General features: G+C 72.0%; 13 protein-coding genes. 10 read left to right on the plus strand and 3 right to left on the minus strand.

Features of this window, described 5'->3' with window-relative positions:
- Positions 1 to 27 precede the first annotated feature (27 nt).
- The 3 genes from ACWGKJ_RS34465 to ACWGKJ_RS34475 all read left to right on the plus strand — a co-directional run bounded on the left by ACWGKJ_RS34465 (position 28) and on the right by ACWGKJ_RS34475 (position 3,518).
- A complete protein-coding gene (locus ACWGKJ_RS34465; RefSeq protein ID WP_385029788.1) occupies positions 28 to 1,494 on the plus strand; it encodes an RsmB/NOP family class I SAM-dependent RNA methyltransferase in 1,467 nt (488 codons plus the stop codon).
- A 197-nt stretch (positions 1,495 to 1,691) separates the two neighbouring features.
- Complete coding sequence (rpe, locus tag ACWGKJ_RS34470; protein ID WP_385029791.1) at positions 1,692 to 2,378, plus strand: ribulose-phosphate 3-epimerase; 687 nt, start codon at positions 1,692 to 1,694, stop codon at positions 2,376 to 2,378.
- Positions 2,379 to 2,501: 123 nt separating this feature from the next.
- On the plus strand, positions 2,502 to 3,518 hold the full coding sequence (locus ACWGKJ_RS34475) for a sugar-binding transcriptional regulator (protein WP_385029834.1): 1,017 nt from the start codon (positions 2,502 to 2,504) through the stop codon (positions 3,516 to 3,518).
- Between the two features lie 35 nt (positions 3,519 to 3,553).
- Here the strand turns inward: ACWGKJ_RS34475 and ACWGKJ_RS34480 are convergent, their stop codons facing one another.
- Both ACWGKJ_RS34480 and ACWGKJ_RS34485 read right to left on the minus strand, forming a co-directional pair.
- Entirely contained in the window at positions 3,554 to 4,927 is a 1,374-nt protein-coding gene (locus ACWGKJ_RS34480; RefSeq protein WP_385029794.1) for a cryptochrome/photolyase family protein, read from the minus strand.
- Between the two features lie 89 nt (positions 4,928 to 5,016).
- Positions 5,017 to 6,561 carry an SDR family oxidoreductase gene (locus ACWGKJ_RS34485; RefSeq protein WP_385029797.1) on the minus strand — a complete coding sequence of 515 codons (1,545 nt, stop codon included), beginning with the start codon at positions 6,559 to 6,561 and terminating at the stop codon, positions 5,017 to 5,019.
- 122 nt (positions 6,562 to 6,683) lie between these two features.
- Between ACWGKJ_RS34485 and ACWGKJ_RS34490 the strand changes: the two genes are divergently transcribed.
- The 5 genes from ACWGKJ_RS34490 to ACWGKJ_RS34510 all read left to right on the plus strand — a co-directional run bounded on the left by ACWGKJ_RS34490 (position 6,684) and on the right by ACWGKJ_RS34510 (position 13,531).
- Positions 6,684 to 7,172, plus strand: a complete 489-nt coding sequence (locus ACWGKJ_RS34490; RefSeq protein ID WP_385029800.1) for a MarR family winged helix-turn-helix transcriptional regulator — start codon at positions 6,684 to 6,686, stop codon at positions 7,170 to 7,172.
- A gap of 107 nt (positions 7,173 to 7,279) precedes the next feature.
- Positions 7,280 to 9,433: an MMPL family transporter gene (locus ACWGKJ_RS34495; protein WP_385029803.1), complete on the plus strand. Its 2,154-nt coding sequence runs from the start codon at positions 7,280 to 7,282 to the stop codon at positions 9,431 to 9,433.
- 82 nt (positions 9,434 to 9,515) lie between these two features.
- Complete coding sequence (locus ACWGKJ_RS34500) at positions 9,516 to 10,778, plus strand: NAD(P)/FAD-dependent oxidoreductase (protein WP_385029807.1); 1,263 nt, start codon at positions 9,516 to 9,518, stop codon at positions 10,776 to 10,778.
- A gap of 210 nt (positions 10,779 to 10,988) precedes the next feature.
- Complete coding sequence (locus ACWGKJ_RS34505; protein ID WP_385029810.1) at positions 10,989 to 12,434, plus strand: GuaB1 family IMP dehydrogenase-related protein; 1,446 nt, start codon at positions 10,989 to 10,991, stop codon at positions 12,432 to 12,434.
- Positions 12,435 to 12,706: 272 nt separating this feature from the next.
- Complete coding sequence (locus tag ACWGKJ_RS34510) at positions 12,707 to 13,531, plus strand: RNA polymerase sigma factor SigF (RefSeq protein WP_385029837.1); 825 nt, start codon at positions 12,707 to 12,709, stop codon at positions 13,529 to 13,531.
- A gap of 1 nt (position 13,532) precedes the next feature.
- On the opposite strand, the gene ACWGKJ_RS34515 is transcribed toward ACWGKJ_RS34510, so the two are convergent.
- On the minus strand, positions 13,533 to 13,892 hold the full coding sequence (locus tag ACWGKJ_RS34515) for an ATP-binding protein (RefSeq protein ID WP_385029813.1): 360 nt from the start codon (positions 13,890 to 13,892) through the stop codon (positions 13,533 to 13,535).
- A 372-nt stretch (positions 13,893 to 14,264) separates the two neighbouring features.
- Here ACWGKJ_RS34515 and ACWGKJ_RS34520 point away from each other — a divergent pair, with 372 nt between their 5' ends.
- The gene (locus tag ACWGKJ_RS34520; RefSeq protein WP_385029816.1) at positions 14,265 to 15,062 is read left to right on the plus strand and encodes a carbon-nitrogen hydrolase family protein; all 798 of its coding nucleotides are present in this window, start codon (positions 14,265 to 14,267) and stop codon (positions 15,060 to 15,062) included.
- Between the two features lie 205 nt (positions 15,063 to 15,267).
- On the plus strand, positions 15,268 to 16,977 hold the full coding sequence (locus ACWGKJ_RS34525; RefSeq protein WP_385029819.1) for a flavin monoamine oxidase family protein: 1,710 nt from the start codon (positions 15,268 to 15,270) through the stop codon (positions 16,975 to 16,977).
- Positions 16,978 to 17,062 lie beyond the last annotated feature (85 nt).

Raw genomic sequence — 17,062 nt, forward strand, 5'->3', positions numbered from 1 at the left:
CCTCATCCTCAGCGGAGCACCTTTCACGTGACCGAGCAGCCTCGCCGCCGTCCCGCGCAGCAGTCGCGCCGGCAGCCGAACCAGCAGCCGAAGCCCTACCGCCGCCCGCAGAAGGACCCGGTGCGGCTCCTCGCCTTCGAAGTGCTGCGGGCGGTCGACGAGCGGGACGCGTACGCCAACCTCGTCCTGCCGCCGCTGCTGAAGAAGGCCCGCGAGAAGCCGGACTTCGACGGGCGGGACGCGGCGCTCGCCACCGAGCTGGTCTACGGGACGCTACGCAGACAGGGCACGTACGACGCGGTCATCTCGGCCTGTATCGACCGTCCGCTGCGCCAGGTCGACCCGCCGGTGCTCGATGTGCTGGCCCTCGGCGCGCACCAGCTGCTCGGGACCCGCATCCCCACCCACGCCGCGGTCTCGGCGAGTGTGGAACTGGCCCGGGTGGTGCTCGGTGACGGGCGGGCCAAGTTCGTCAACGCCGTACTGCGCAAGGTCGCGGCCGACGATCTCGACGGCTGGCTGGAGCGGGTCGCCCCGCCGTACGACGAAGACGCCGAGGCCCATCTCGCCGTGGTCCACTCGCACCCCCGCTGGATCGTCTCCGCGCTGTGGGACTCGCTCGGCGGTGGCCGGGCCGGGATCGAGGACCTGCTCGAAGCGGACAACGAACGCCCCGAGGTCACCCTGGTCGCCAGGCCGGGCCGCTCCACCACCGAGGAGCTGACCGGCGCGGCCGGTGCGGATTCCGCGCTGCCCGGCCGCTGGTCGCCGTATGCCGTCCGGCTCGCCGAGGGCGGCGAACCCGGTGCGTTCGAAGCGGTGCGCGACGGGCGTGCGGGGGTCCAGGACGAGGGCAGCCAGCTCGTCGCCGCCGCCCTGGCGAACGCGCCGCTGGAGGGCCGCGACGAGCGCTGGCTCGACGGCTGCGCGGGCCCCGGCGGCAAGGCCGCCCTGCTGGCCGCGCTCGCCGCACAGCGCGGCGCCCTGCTCCTGGCGTCCGAGAAGCAGCCGCACCGCGCCCGGCTCGTCGAGCGGACACTGACCGGCAACCCGGGCCCGTACCAGGTGATCGCGGCCGACGGCACCAGGCCGCCCTGGCGCCCCGGCTCCTTCGACCGGGTGCTGATGGATGTGCCCTGCACCGGGCTCGGCGCGCTGCGCCGCAGGCCCGAGGCACGGTGGCGGCGGCGCCCCGAGGACCTGGAGGGTTTCGCCCCGCTGCAGCGGGGTCTGCTCCGCGAGGCGCTGAACGCCGTACGGGTCGGTGGCGTCGTCGGGTACGCGACCTGCTCACCGCATATCGCGGAGACGCGGGCGGTGGTCGAGGACGTCCTGAAGGGGCGCGGCGGACAGCCCGTGGAGGCCGAGTGGATCGACGTCAGGCCGCTGATGCCGGGGGTCGCGGCGGTGGGCGAGGGCCCTGACGTACAGCTGTGGCCGCATCTGCACGGCACCGACGCGATGTATCTGGCCCTGCTGCGGCGCACCGCCTGATCCGCGGACCGGCTCGCACCGGGGCCCGTGCGGAGGCGCGCGCGGCGGACCGGGACCGGTGCCAGTGGCCCGGACGGAGCCACGGACGGCCCCGGGGCACCGGTGTATGCGAGGTTTGCGCGGTGTGTGCGGTTCCCCGGCCCCCTCCGGCCCCTGCGATGGCGGGCAACTGGGCCGGGGCATGGCAGGCTTGGGGCATGGCCGTGCAGATCAACCCCAGCATCCTGTCCGCCGACTTCTCCCGGCTCGCGGAGGAGGCGAAGGCCGTCGAAGGCGCCGACTGGCTCCATGTCGACGTGATGGACAACCACTTCGTACCCAATCTGACCCTCGGGGTCCCCGTGGTGGAAGCGCTCAGCCGGGCCACGGAGACCCCGCTCGACTGCCACCTCATGATCGAGGACGCGGACCGCTGGGCCCCGCAGTACGTCGAGGCGGGCGCGGGCTCCGTCACGTTCCACGCGGAAGCCGCCGCCGCCCCGGTACGGCTCGCGCGGGAGATCAGGGCCAAGGGCGCTCGGGCCTCCATGGCGCTGAAGCCCGCGACGCCCATCGAGCCCTACGAGGACCTGCTCCCCGAGCTCGACATGCTGCTGATCATGACGGTGGAGCCGGGCTTCGGCGGCCAGTCCTTCCTCGACATCATGCTGCCGAAGATCCGCCGCACCCGTGAGCTGATCTCCAAGCACGGCCTCGAACTCTGGCTCCAGGTCGACGGCGGGGTCTCCGCCTCGACCATCGAGCGGTGCGCCGAGGCCGGTGCGGACGTCTTCGTCGCGGGCTCCGCTGTCTACGGCGCGGACGACCCGGCGGCGGCGGTCCGTATGCTCCGCCACCAGGCGCAGGAGACCACGGCGGCGGCGGGCTGGGCCTGCGGCCACTGAGCGGCCGGGGAATGAACGCGGCCTTACGGGGCTGATCAAGTGGTGCCGGGTCTGACAGGATGGCGGATCCGGGTGTGTACGGCAGTAGTGAACAGCAGTAGTGAGGAGATCGCGGTGTCTGCAATGTCGGCGGGCAGATCAGCCCTGCGGATGGGACCCGCGGAGCTGGTGCAAGCGGCGGCCATGGCGCGTCGCTTCTACCTGGAGGGCAAGTCCAAGATCCAGATCGCCGAGGAGTTCGGCGTCAGCCGGTTCAAGGTCGCGCGGGTCCTGGAGACGGCGCTGGAGCGCGATCTCGTACGGATCGAGATCCGGGTCCCAGCGGAGCTGGACGCCGAGCGCTCCGACGCGCTCCGCGCCCGCTACGGGCTGCGCCACGCGGTCGTCGTCGAGTCCCCCGCGGACGCGGCGGACGACGCCCCGGACCCGGAGAACCTGGGCGAGGTGGCCGCCGACCTGCTCGGCGAGCTGGTGACCGAGGGCGATGTGCTGGGCCTGGCCTGGGGACGCTCCACCATCCACATGGCGGCGGCGCTCAGTTCGCTGCCGCCGTGCACGGTCGTCCAGCTGACGGGTGTGTACGACGCGGGGACCGCCGAGCGCGGCTCCGTCGAGGCGGTACGGCGCGCGGCGCAGGTCTCCGGGGGAGAGGCGCACCCCATCTACGCCCCGATGCTGCTGCCGGACCCGGCCACCGCCGCCGCGCTCCGCAACCAGACGGGCATCGCGCGGGCCTTCGAGTACTTCGACAAGGTCACCGTGGCCGCGGTATCCATCGGCTCGTGGGAGCCGGGCATCTCGACGGTCCACGACATGCTCAGCGACGCCGAGCGGGCGCACTACGCCTCGCTGGGGGTCGCCGCCGAGATGTCCGCGCACCTCTTCGACGCCGAGGGACGGCGGGTCGGCCGCGACCTGGGCGAGCGGTGCATCACCGTCGAGGCCGACCGGCTGCGCCGGATCCCCGAGGTCGTGGCGATCGCGGGCGGTCAGCGCAAGGCGGCGGCGATCGGCGCCGTTCTGAAGTCGGGCCTGGTCACCAGCCTGGTCACCGATACGGCTGCGGCCGATTTCCTGCTGACGGAGACCGGGCCGGGGCCGCGCCCCGCACTGGAGCGCGCGGACCCCGACGGGGTCTGAGGACGGCGGGGCCTGCCGGACCGCGTCACCCGCGCTCAGTCCCGGCCCCTGGCCTTCTTGAACCGGGCCAGCCCCTCGGAGAGTTCGAGCAGTGGCTCGGGATAGTCGTACGCGGCGCGCTCGGCCCCCCGGAGCTTCCACGGCTCGTGCGCGGCGGCGCCGTCGAGGCCGGCCAGCTCCGGCACCCAGCGGCGTACGTACTCGCCCCGCGGGTCGTAGCGCTTGCCCTGGGTCACCGGGTTGAACACCCGGTTCGGCCTGCTGTCCGTGCCGGTGCCCGCCACCCACTGCCAGTTGAGCTGGTTGTTGGCGATATCGCCGTCCACCAGCAGCTCCAGGAAGTGCCGGGCGCCGACCCGCCAGTCCACGTACAGCGTCTTGGCGAGGAAACTCGCGGTGAGCAGGCGCCCCCGGTTGTGCATCCAGCCCTCGTGCCGCAGCTGGCGCATGGCCGCGTCCACCACCGGATATCCGGTGCGCCCCTCCTTCCACGCGGTGATCTCGCGCGCGGCGGACCGCTCGGAGCGCCAGTGGTCGTGCTGTGAGCGGTAGTCGTCGGATGCGGCCGCCGGGCGCGCGGTCAGTACCTGGTGGTGGAAGTCCCGCCAGCAGAGCTGTCGTACGAACGCGTCGCCCCCGGCGCCGCCCTTCCGGGTGGCGCCGTGCGCCAGCTCGACGGGGGAGAGGGTGCCGAAGTGCAGATGCGGCGAGAGTCTGGACGTCAGGTCGCCCGGCAGGTCGTCGTGGTGGTCCTCGTACCCGGCGAGCCCGTTCCGCTGCCAGGCCGACCAGCGGGCGCGTCCCTCGCGCTCACCTCCGGCGGCCAGCCCCTCCGAGGCCCCGGACACCTCCTTGCGGGACGGCAGCCGGTCGGACCGGGCGTCGTCCGGCACCCGTACCGTGCGCGGCGCGCCCTGGACGGCGCGCAGCCGCTCGTCCGACCAGCGCCTGAAGTACGGCGTGAAGACCGCGAAGTGGTCCGATGAGGCGGGGGTGACCGCGCCCGGCGGTACGGCGGTGATCACCGCGTCGTGGACGTGCAGCCGCCTGCCGTCCGACTCCAGCGCCGTGCGCAGCCGCTCCTCCCGGTGCTGGGCGTACGCGCTGACCCCGGCCGCCAGGTGCACATCGGCGGCGTCCGTCTCCGAGGCCACCCGGCAGACCTCCCGGACGGCGTCGCCCGACCGCACGACGAGCCGGCCGCCACGCTCCCGCAGCCCGGCGTCCAGGTCGGCCAGGCAGTCGGCGAGAAAGGCCCGCCGGTTGGGCGGGGCGAACCCGGCCGACTCGATGGCCTCGTCCCGTACGAACAGCGGCACCACCTCGTCCGCCGACGCGAGCGCCGCCCGCAACGGCGGATTGTCGTGCAGCCGGAGGTTGGAGGTGAACAGGGCGACCGACACGGTCATGCGCCACTCCTGGTGGTCGGGGATGCGGTGGTGTGGTGTGTGTGGGCGAAGCTGAGGGGTGAGCGGCCGGTGTGGGTGGAGCCGGGTGGTCAGCGGCCGGTGCGGGCGGGCTCCTGACGGCCGGTGCCCGAACGCTCCGCCGCCCCGGTGATATTGCGGGCCATGCCGCCGAAGACGGAGGAATGGAACGGCGCGACACTCCACCAGTACGCGTGTCCGAGCAGCCCCCGGGGGTGGAAGAGGGCGCGCTGATGGTAGCGGGTGCGCCCCTGGTCGTCCTGGTCCACGGACATCTCCAGCCAGGCGAGTCCGGGCAGCCGCATCTCGGCCCGCAGCCGCAGCAGCCGGCCGGGCTCGATCGCCTCGACCCGCCAGAAGTCCAGCGAGTCGCCGACCCTGAGCCGCTGGGCGTCCCTGCGCCCGCGGCGCAGCCCGACCCCGCCGGCCAGCCGGTCCAGTGAGCCGCGCACGGTCCACGCGAACGGGAAGGAGTACCAGCCGTGCTCGCCCCCGACGCCCTCGATGATCCGCCAGAGGGCCTCGGGGGTCGCGTCCGTGATGAGCCGCCGCCGGTCCGTGTAGAGGCTGCCGCCCGACCAGTCGGGGTCCGTGGGCAGCGGATCGCTGGGGGCGCCGGGCAGCGCGGCGGACGACCAGCGGGTGGTGACCTGGGCGTCCTGCACCCGCTGGAGGGCCAGTTGGAGTGCCCTGTCGAAGGTGAACGGCACACCGGGGGCGTCCGGCACATACCGCGCGATGTCGTGCTCGTGGCACACGACCTCGTAGCGCAGTGACTCGGCGAGCGGCCGGGCGAGCGAGCGCGGTACGGGGGTGACCAGACCGATCCAGTGACTGGACAGCCGCGGCGAGAGCATCGGCACCGGCAGGATGAGCCGGTGCGGAAGGCCCGCGACCGCGGCGAAGCGGCGCATCATGTCCCGGTACGTCATGACGTCGGGCCCGCCGATGTCGAAGGAGCGGTGCACGTCGTCCGGCATCCGGGCGCTGCCCACGAGGTACCGCAGCACGTCCCGCACGGCGATCGGCTGGATCCGGGTGCTGACCCAGCTGGGTGTGACCATGACCGGCAGCCGCTCGGTGAGATAGCGCAGCATCTCGAAGGAGGCGGAGCCGGAGCCGATGATGACCGCGGCCCGCAGCACGGTGACCGGTACCCCCGATCCGAGGAGGACACGGCCGACCTCGGCCCGTGAGCGCAGATGCGGCGAAAGCTCCCGCTCCGGTACGTCGTCGGGGGTGAGGCCGCCCAGATAGACGATCCGCCGGACCCCGGCGGCCCTGGCCTGTTCGCCGAAGATCCTGGCCGCCCTGCGGTCCTTCTCCTCGAAGCCCGAGCCGGTGTTCAGCGCGTGCACCAGGTAGTAGGCCACGTCGATGCCCCGCATCGCGGCGGCGACCGACCCGGCGTCGGTGACGTCTCCGCGGACGACTTCCGCCCGTCCGGCCCAGGGGTGGTCGCGCAGTTTCTCCGGGGTCCTGGCGAGACAGCGGACGCGATGCCCGGCGTCGAGCAGTTCGGGCACGAGCCGGCCGCCGATGTAGCCCGTCGCCCCGGTCACCAGGCAGTGCGGTGCGGGTGAGGCGGGCGGGGGTGCCGCTTCGCTGTCGCTCATGGGGCCTCCGCGTCCTGTCGGTTTCATTCCTTTTTCCGCCGTCCCCCCCCGGTGTTCCCATCCTCGCTTCTCCCCGGGTTCTGTCCATGAACGCGACAGCGGGACACGGCTAGGCTGATCGCGTGACCAGTACAGATGACCGGGACGGCGTGACAGCCGGGGACGCGCCGCCGGATCTGCGGGCCTTCGCCGTGGAGATGCGCCGGATGAACGGTGAGATCAACCGGCTGGTGCACAGCTTCGCCATCGGCCAGGGTCTGCATCCCACCGATGTGCAGGCCCTCGCGGCGATCCTGGACGCCGACGAGCCGCTCACGCCGGGCGGTCTGAGGGAGCGTCTGGGGCTGACCTCCGGTGCGGTCACGGCCTGTGTGGACCGGCTGGAGCGGGCCGGACACATCCGGAGGTCCCGGGAGAGCGCCGACCGCCGCATGGTCCACCTCCACTACGAGAGCGGGGCGCGGGCGGCGGCACGCGCCTACTTCAGGCCGCTCGCCGCGGCCACCGAGAACGCCCGTGACCACTTCAGCGAAGCTGAGCTGTCCGTGGTGCTCAGGTTCCTCACGGCGATGAACGGCGAACTCGCCGGGATACGCGCGCCCAGGGGCTGAGTGCCCGCCGGATCCGGTGGGTGCCGCACACGATAAGTTCCCTCAATCATTGAGATTGTTTACCATCGATATTGTCGGCAACAGGGTGCCTCAGCCCGGGGAGAACCATGACCACCACCACCCGCCGGGCCCGCTGGCTGGTCCCCGCGCTGCTGCTCGTCGTCTGGCTCGCCATCGGCGGCACGCTCGGTCCGTACGCCGGCAAACTCAGCCAGGTCGCCACCAACGACCAGGCCGCCTTCCTGCCCCAGAACGCCGAGTCCACCCGGGTCACGCACGAGCAGGACGCGTTCCGGCAGCAGGAGACCCTGCCGGCCATCGTCGTCTGGACAGCTCGCGGCGGCGGCCGGACCGGCGCGGATCAGCGGGCCGCCGCCTCACGTGCGCTCGCCTCCCTCGCGGGCAGCCCCGGCGTCGTCGGCAGGCCGTCCCCCGCGCTCCCGTCCCGGGACGGCAGAGCACTGGAGGGGGTGGTGCAGCTACGGCCCGACCTCGGCGACCGGCTCGCACCCACCGTCGACCGGATCCGGGCGGCGGCCGCCCGGACACCGGGCACCGTCGCGCAGGTGGCGGGCCCGGCGGCCAGCCAGGCCGATCTCTCCGACGCCTTCTCCGGCATCGACACCCTGCTCCTCGGTGTCGCCCTGATCGTGGTGCTCGTCATCCTGGTGCTGGTCTACCGGAGCCTCTTGCTGCCCGTGATCATCATTCTGGGCGCGGTCTTCGCACTCGGTCTCGCCTGCGCCATCGTCTACGCCCTCGCCTCGGCCGGCCATGTCCGGGTGGACGGCCAGGTGCAGGGGATCCTCTCCATCCTCGTCATCGGCGCCGCCACCGACTACGCACTCCTGCTCACGGCCCGCTTCCGGGAGGAACTCGCCGTACGCGGCGAACGGATCCCGGCCATGCGCGCGGCTCTGCGGCGCTCCGTCGCCGCGATCGTGGCGAGCGGTGCCACCGTGGCTCTCGGCCTGCTGGCCCTGCTGCTCAGTGATCTCACCAACAACCGCGCCCTGGGTCCTGTGGGTGCCATTGGCATCGTCTGCGCCATGGCGAGCGCGCTGACCTTCCTGCCCGCCGTACTGGTGCTGCTCGGCCGGGCCGCGTACTGGCCCGCCAGGCTCCGGAGCGCCGAGGACCGGGCGCGCGGGCACGGGGTGTGGACCCGCGTGGCGGCGCTGGTCGACCGCGCCCCGCGCAAGGTCTGGGCGGTCTCGCTCGTCGTCCTCGTGGCCTGCGCGGCGTTCTCGCCCACCCTCGCGTCGAAGGGTGTCCCGCTCAACGAGATCTTCGTCAACGACGAGCCGTCCGTCGCCGCCCAGCAGACACTGAGCAGGCACTTTCCCGGCGGATCCGGCAACCCGGCGGTCGTCGTCGCCGACGCCTCCCGGATCAGGCAGGTGACCGCCGCGGTCGAGCACACCGACGGTGTCGCGTCGGCCGCTCCCGTGACGGCGTCGGGCCGCCCGGGGGCCGGCAAACCGCTGGTCGTCCGGGGGCGCTTCGAACTCGACGCGACGCTGAGCAGCCCCGCCGACAGCGACGCGGCGAAGCGGACCGTGGCCAGGTTGCGCAGCGCGGTGCACGGCGTACCAGGCGCCGGGGCCCTGGTCGGCGGCTACACCGCGCAGCAGTACGACACGGAGAAGACCGCGGAGCGCGACCGCACGGTCATCGTGCCGGTGGTCCTCGCGATCATCCTGGTCATCCTCATCGGACTCCTCCGCTCACTGCTCATGCCGGTGCTGCTCGTCGCCAGCGTCGCCCTCAACTACCTGGCGACGCTGGGGGTGGCGTCCCTGGTCTTCCGGCACCTCTTCGGATTCACCGGCACGGACGCGTCGGTACCCCTCTACGGCTTCGTCTTCCTGGTGGCCCTCGGAGTGGACTACAACATCTTCCTGATGTCCCGGGTCAGGGAGGAGTCCCTGGTGCACGGCGCCCGCCAGGGTGTGCTGCGCGGGCTCACCGCCACCGGGGGCGTCATCACATCGGCCGGGGTGGTGCTCGCCGCGACCTTCGCCGCGCTGGGGGTGATCCCGCTGGCCTTCCTGGTCCAGGTGGCGTTCATCGTCGCCTTCGGGGTGCTGCTGGACACCCTGGTCGTACGGTCCCTGCTGGTTCCCGCGCTGGTACGGGACCTGGGACCGGTCGCCTGGTGGCCGGGCGTGCTCAGCCGGACGGCCGATCCGGAGGCGGCCGATCCGGAGGCGGGCGGCCCGCCGGCGGGCCACGACCGGGCCTCCGGCCCCGCCCGCTGACAGCCCGTCCGGTGGCACCGGCGAGAGAAAACCGCCCCGAGGACGTCTACTGAAGGTCGGACGAGCGAAGGGTTGACACCCCATGACGGACCACCGGGGCCGGCGCAGCGATGTCATCGTGATCGGTGCGGGGCTTGCCGGTCTCGCCTGCGCCGCGGATCTGTGCCGCGAGGGGCTGTCCGTGAGTCTGCTGGAGGCATCGGACACGGCGGGCGGCCGTATGCGCACCGACCGGCGGGACGGATTCCTCCTCGACCGCGGCTTCCAGGTCTTCAACACCTCCTACCCGCAGGTCAAACAGCGGATGTGGCTCCGAGGGCTGCGGCTGCGCCCCTTCACCCCCGGGGCCCTGGTGCACACACCGTCGGGGCGGCTGCGGTTCAGCGACCCGACCCGGCGGCCCGGTGTGGCGGTGGACCTGCTGTCGCTGCGGCCGATCGCGGGCCGGCGCGACCTGCTGGCGCTCGGGCTGCTCTCCGCGCGTGATCTGTTCGGCCCGGCGAGCACGGTGAAGCGCGCGGCCGACCGTACGACCCGCACCGCGCTCGCCGACGCCGGGATCTCCGAGCAGCTCGTCGAGGTGTTCTTCCGGCCCTTCCTCTCCGGTGTCTTCCTGGAGGACAGCCTCGAAACCTCGTCGCGCTTCTTCCACCTGGTCTGGCGCAGCATGCTCCGGGGCACCCAGTGCCTGCCCGCCGCGGGCATCGGGGCCGTACCCGCCCAGCTGGCGGGCGCGCTGCCGCCCGGGGTGCTCAGACCCGGCACCCCCGTGCGGGCGCTCACGGACACGGGTGTCGAGCTGCCGGACGGTACGGAACTCCATGCGCCCCGGGTGGTGGTCGCGACCGGTCCGGACATGGCGGCGCGGCTGCTGCCCGGCCTCGCCGTCCCCGAGACCCGTACCGTCACGACTTACTACCACGCGGCCCCGCAGCCGCCGCTGCACGAGCCGACCCTGCTGGTCGACAGCGCGCAGCGCTTCCTCAACACCTGTGTACTGAGCGAGGTCGCCCCCACCTACGCCCCGGCCGAGCGTTCCCTGATCTCCACATCCGTCCTCGGGCGTGGCAGCCCGGGGGAGGAGGCGAGGCTGCGCGGAGCGCTCGCCGAGGCGTACCGCGCCGACACCTCGTCCTGGGAGCTCCTCGCCCCGTACACGGTGGAGGGCGCGCTGCCCGCCATGACGTCGCCCTGGCCGCTGAGCCGTACGACGCGGGTGACCGCCGGGCGCTATGTGTGCGGGGACCACCGGGCCACCGGCTCCGTGCAGGGGGCGCTGGCCTCCGGGGCGCGGGCGGCACGCGAAGTCCTTGAGGACCGGAGCGACCCGCACGGAGCGGTGTGAGCCCGCACCCCCCACCGGTCCGGCCGGTTCGGGGGAACATACGAGAGCGGCCCTCCCGCCCCTGGTGGAAGCCACAGAAGAGGGGGCGGGCATTCGCCAGCCGGGACCCCATCGGCGATGATGGCCTAGGAGCCGCAGCCTGATCCTCTGCCGGACGGAGCTGACTTCCCGCCCGCCCATTCTGTAATAACCGCAGGTGAGAGAGTTAGTATGCGTTTCCTCAATGACCTGAAGCCGCCGTACGATCTGACGTACGACGATGTGTTCATGGTGCCGAGCCGTTCCGCTGTCGGCTCCCGTCAGGGCGTCGATCTGTCCGCCCCCGACGGGACCGGTACCACCATTCCGCTCGTCGTCGCGAACATGACGGCCATCGCGGGCCGCCGGATGGCCGAGACGGTCGCCCGGCGCGGCGGTCTCGTCGTCATCCCGCAGGACATCCCGATCGAGGTCGTCACCGACGTCATCTCCTGGGTGAAGACGCGCCACCACGTCCTTGACACGCCCATCGTGCTCGCCCCGTCGCAGACCGTCGCCGACGCGCTGTCCCTGCTGCCCAAGCGCGCGCACAACGCGGGTGTCGTCGTCGACGAGGACGGCAGGCCGGTCGGTGTCGTGACCGATGAGGACCTGGCGGGTGTCGACCGCTTCACCCAGCTGTCCGAAGTCATGTCCGCCAAGGACCTGGTGCTCCTGGACGCGGACATCGACCCGCGTGAGGCGTTCAACCGGCTCGACGGCGCCAACCGCCGCTACGCGCCCGCCGTCGACGCGGACGGCAGGCTGGCCGGCATCCTGACCCGTAAGGGCGCCCTGCGCGCGACCCTCTACACCCCGGCCGTCGACGCCAGGGGCAGGCTGCGCATCGCCGCCGCGGTCGGGATCAACGGCGATGTCGCGGGCAAGGCCAAGCAGTTGCTCGACGCCGGCGCCGACACGATCGTCGTGGACACCGCACACGGCCACCAGGAGTCGATGATCGCCGCGGTCAGGGCGGTGCGGGCGCTCGACCCGCAGGTGCCGATCGTCGCGGGCAACATCGTGGCCGCCGAGGGCGTACGCGACCTCATCGAGGCGGGCGCCGACATCATCAAGGTGGGGGTCGGCCCCGGCGCCATGTGCACCACCCGGATGATGACGGGCGTGGGGCGTCCGCAGTTCTCCGCCGTACTCGAATGCGCCACGGAGGCGCGGAAGTTCGGCAAGCACGTCTGGGCCGACGGCGGGGTCAGGCACCCGCGTGACGTGGCGATGGCGCTGGCCGCCGGCGCGTCGAACGTCATGATCGGCTCCTGGTTCGCCGGGACGTACGAGTCACCCGGCGACATCCAGCAGGCCGCCGACGGCCGTTGGTACAAGGAGTCGTTCGGGATGGCGTCGGCGCGCGCCGTCCGCAACCGTACGAGCGAGGAGTCGGCCTACGACCGTGCCCGCAAGGGCCTGTTCGAGGAGGGCATCTCCACCTCGCGGATGTTCCTCGACCCGGCCCGTCCGGGTGTCGAGGACCTGATCGACTCGATCATCGCGGGCGTCCGCTCCTCCTGCACCTACGCCGGGGCCAACACCCTGGAGGAGTTCGCCGAGAGGGCGATCGTCGGCGTGCAGAGCGCCGCAGGCTACGCGGAGGGCAAGCCGCTGCACGCCAGCTGGGGCTGACCGTACCGACGCCGGAGCCGGTCCCTCTCCGCACGGGGCCGGCTCCAACGTCTGCGTCCCGCCGCCCCCTCCGGTGGCTCTCGTCCCGCCGGCACCTCCGGTGTGGCAACGCGCGGCGTATTGGCCGGAATCCGGCGTATGGAGCACCCCGTAACGGGTAGCCGGGATCGCGGAACGTCTCGGAGAGAGCGAAAACCGAAGAACGAGAGAGGGAGTACACCGTGCCCCTGGCGACCACAGTCCCGCCCGGTCCCGCTCCGCTCGCCGATCAGCTGCCCGGCCGGGCTCCAGGACAACTCCCTTACGTGGCGCACCCATCGAAGGTCGCACCGAACGACGCACGCGCACTCTCCCGGCTCTTCTTCGCGGCCCTCGACACCACCGATGAGGGGACCCGCGCACACCAGTACGCGCGCAACACGCTGATCGAACTGAACCTCTCGCTCGTCAGATTCGCGGCCGCCCGGTTCCGCAGCCGCTCCGACCAGATGGAGGACATCGTCCAGGTCGGCACCATCGGGCTGATCAAGGCGATCGACCGGTTCGAGCTCTCCCGCGAAGTGGAGTTCGCGACGTTCGCGATGCCCTGCATCGTCGGTGAGATCAAACGCTTCTTCCGGGACACCAGCTGGTCCGTGCACGTCCCGCGGCGGCTCCAGGAACTGCGGATCACGCTGGCCAAGGCGTCCGACGAACTGCTCCAGTCCCTGGACCGCTCCCCGACCCCGGCCGAACTGGCCCGACATCTCGGGATGGACGAGGAGGAGGTCGTCGAAGGGCTGATCGCCGCCAACGGCTACACCGCGGGCTCCATCGACTCCACCGTCGAGGACAGGTCCGACGGCGGTGCCCGGACCCTGGCCGACCGGCTCGGCGAACACGACAGCGGTCTGGACCTCGTCGAGAACCTCACCGCGCTGAAACCGCTCATAGCCCGGCTCGGCGCCAGGGACCGCCGCATACTGCGGATGCGGTACGGCGACGAGCTGACCCAGTCGGAGATCGGCGCCGCACTGGGCGTCTCCCAGATGCATGTGTCCCGGCTGCTCGCCCGGATCACCGCACAACTGCGGACGGGGCTGCTCGGCCGGGAGTGACTCAGCCGACCGCCGGCTCCGCCGCCGGATGCGACCAGATCGCGCGGACCGTCTTGCCCGACGCGCGGGGGCTCACCTCGACCCGGCCGGCCAGCCGCAGCACCATGTGCCAGCCGAAGCCGCCGCCCCCGGTGAAGTCGGGCTCGCGCGCGACGGGGTGCGCCGGGCTGTCGTCGTCCATCTCCACCACCAGCACCCCCGGGTCGGCGGTCAGGCGCAGATGCCACCAGCCCGCGGTGTGGCGGGCCGCGTTGGCGACGAGTTCACTGATCACGAGCAGCACAGCGTCGACATCGGCCCAGGGACAGTTCTGGGACAGAAATCGGCTGGCGGCGTCGCGTGCCGTGGCGCTGTCTGCCAACGCTGAATCCATGACAACCACGGGCGGCTCCTCCGTCATCTTGTGCTCGCCTACCCCGCCTGGTCCGGTCCATCACTCCAGAATCGTCTTTTCGCCCCCAGCGGAATCGGCCGGGGCCGGGCGCCTCCGCGAAGGCCCCCGACGGCGGATCGCAGCGGTACCCGGCGCCCCGGCCGGCACGGTCCGCGCGGAGGCCCGCCGCGGCCCGTCGCAGCCCACCGCCGGGCCCGCGCAACAAATCGCCGGCAGCGGACCTGGAGACGCAACGGATCGCACAGTACTGCGCAATGGACGTGTCTTGTCCGCGCGGAGTCGCTGAACGTACCGTCGCTCTGTCCCCGGAAACCCCTTCTGTACCGTTCGAGGTCTGCCATGCCGCCGCTGCGTATCGCCCTGCTCCAGAGTTCCGGCCGCCCCGGCGACGTCGCGGCGAATCTGGCCGAGCTGGACGAGGCGGCGGGCCGTGCCGCGGCCTCGGGTGCCGGGCTGCTGGTCTGTCCCGAGCTGTTCCTCACCGGGTACGCGATCGGTGACGAGGTGCCCCGGCTGGCCGAGCCCGCCGACGGAGCGAGCGCGCGGGCCGTCGCGGGCATCGCGGCACGCCACGGGATCGCGGTGCTCTACGGCTACCCCGAACGCGAGGGTGACCGGATGTACAACGCGGCCCAGCTGATCGGCGCCGACGGAAACAGCCTGGCCGACTACCGCAAGACCCACCTCTTCGGCTGTTTCGAGCAGAAGTGGTTCACACCGGGGGACACCCCGGTCGTCCAGGCCGAGCTGGCCGGGCTCCGGATCGGGATCATGATCTGCTACGACGTGGAGTTCCCGGAGAACGTCCGGGCGCACGCTCTCGCCGGCACCGATCTGCTCCTGGTGCCCACCGCCCAGATGCACCCCTTCCAGTTCGTCGCCGAGTCCCTGGTGCCGGTCCGTGCCTTCGAGAACCAGCTGTACATCGCGTACGTCAACCGCACAGGGGACGAGGGCGAGTTCGAGTTCGTCGGCCTCAGCTGCCTGGCAGGACCCGACGGCACCGTCCGCGCCCGCGCCGGACGCGGGACGGAGCTTGTCACCGCCGACGCCGATCCCGCTCTGCTGAGCGCCTCGCGGGAGCAGAACCCGTACCTCCGCGACCGCCGCCCGGAGCTCTACCGCTCGCTGACCTGAGCCCAGCACGGCGACCGCCCAGCCTGACCGTCCGGCCTGACCGTCCGGCCCGAACACCCCGCCCGGCCCCGCCCGGCTGCCCCCGAACATCCCGCCCGGCCCCCGCCCGGCTGCCCCCGAACATCCCGCCCGACCCGGCCGCCTCCACCAGGCCGCCGCTGCCTTCAGCCGCCTCCGCGGCTTCCGCGCAAGGAGTCCGTACCCCATGACGTCCACGGTGCCCACCACCGCCGTTCAGCACCCCGACGGCCAGCCCCCGATCACCATGTTCGGGCCGGACTTCCCCTACGCCTATGACGACTTCCTCGCCCACCCGGCGGGCCTCGGCCAGATACCCGCCACCGAGCACGGCACCGAGGTCGCCGTGATCGGCGGCGGGCTCTCCGGGATCATCACCGCGTACGAGCTGATGAAGATGGGCCTCAAGCCGGTGGTGTACGAGGCGGACCGGATCGGCGGGCGGCTGCGCACCGTGGGCTTCGACGGCTGCGACCCCTCGCTCACCGCCGAGCTGGGCGCCATGCGCTTCCCGCCGTCCTCCACGGCGCTCCAGCACTACATCGACCTGGTGGGCCTGGAGACGAAGTCCTTCCCCAACCCGCTCGCCCCGGGCACCCCTTCGACCGTGGTCGACCTCAAGGGCGAGTCGCACTACGCCACTTCCGTCGACGACCTCCCGCAGGTCTACCGCGATGTGATGCACGCCTGGAACAGCTGCCTTGAGGAGGGCGCCGACTTCTCCGACATGAACCGCGCCCTGCGTGAGCGCGATGTGCCGCGGATCCGGGAGATCTGGGCGCGGCTGGTCGAGCGCCTTGACGACCAGACCTTCTACGGCTTCCTCTGCGGGTCCGAGGCGTTCGCCTCCTTCCGGCACCGGGAGATCTTCGGCCAGGTCGGCTTCGGTACGGGCGGCTGGGACACCGACTTCCCCAACTCCATCCTGGAAATCCTCCGGGTCGTCTACACCGAGGCGGACGACCACCACCGCGGGATCGTCGGCGGCTCGCAGCAGCTGCCGCTGCGGCTCTGGGAACGCGAACCGCAGAAGACCGTGCACTGGCCGTCCGGCACATCGCTGGCGTCCCTGCACGGCGGGGAGCCCCGCCCCGCGGTGACCCGGCTGCACCGTACAGCGGGCAACCGCGTGACCGTCACCGACGCGTCGGGCGACATCCGCACCTACCGGGCGGCGGTCTTCACCGCACAGTCCTGGATGCTGCTCTCCAAGATCGACTGCGATGACGCGCTCTTCCCCATCGACCACTGGACGGCGATGGAGCGCACCCACTACATGGAGTCGTCCAAGCTGTTCGTCCCGGTGGACCGGCCCTTCTGGCTCGACGAGGCCCTGGACGACGACGGCAACCCGACCGGGCGCGACACCATGTCGATGACGCTCACCGACCGGATGACCCGCGGCACCTATCTGCTGGACGACGGACCGGACAGGCCCGCCACCATCTGCCTCTCCTACACCTGGTGCGACGACAGCCTCAAGTGGCTGCCGCTCTCCGCGCACGAGCGGATGGAGGTCATGCTGAAGTCGCTCGGCGAGATCTACCCGAAGGTGGACATCCGGAAGCACATCATCGGCAATCCGGTCACCGTCTCCTGGGAGGACGAGCCCTACTTCATGGGCGCGTTCAAGGCCAACCTGCCCGGCCACTACCGCTACCAGCGGCGGCTGTTCACCCACTTCATGCAGGACCGGCTCCCCGAGGACCGGCGCGGGCTCTTCCTCGCCGGGGACGACATCTCCTGGACGGCCGGCTGGGCCGAGGGCGCCGTCCAGACCGCGCTCAACGCCGTCTGGGGCGTCATGCACCACTTCGGCGGGGCGACCGACGCGTCCAACCCGGGCCCCGGTGACCTGTACGACGAGATCGCGCCGGTCGAACTGCCCGAGGACTGACAGTGATGATTGCTGTGGCTCCGCTCGGCGGTCTGACCCCAGGACTGACTGGCGCTTCGGCTGTCCTTCCGTGGATTCGTCGGCT

It is taken from the genome of Streptomyces sp. NPDC054757, from assembly GCF_053612185.1.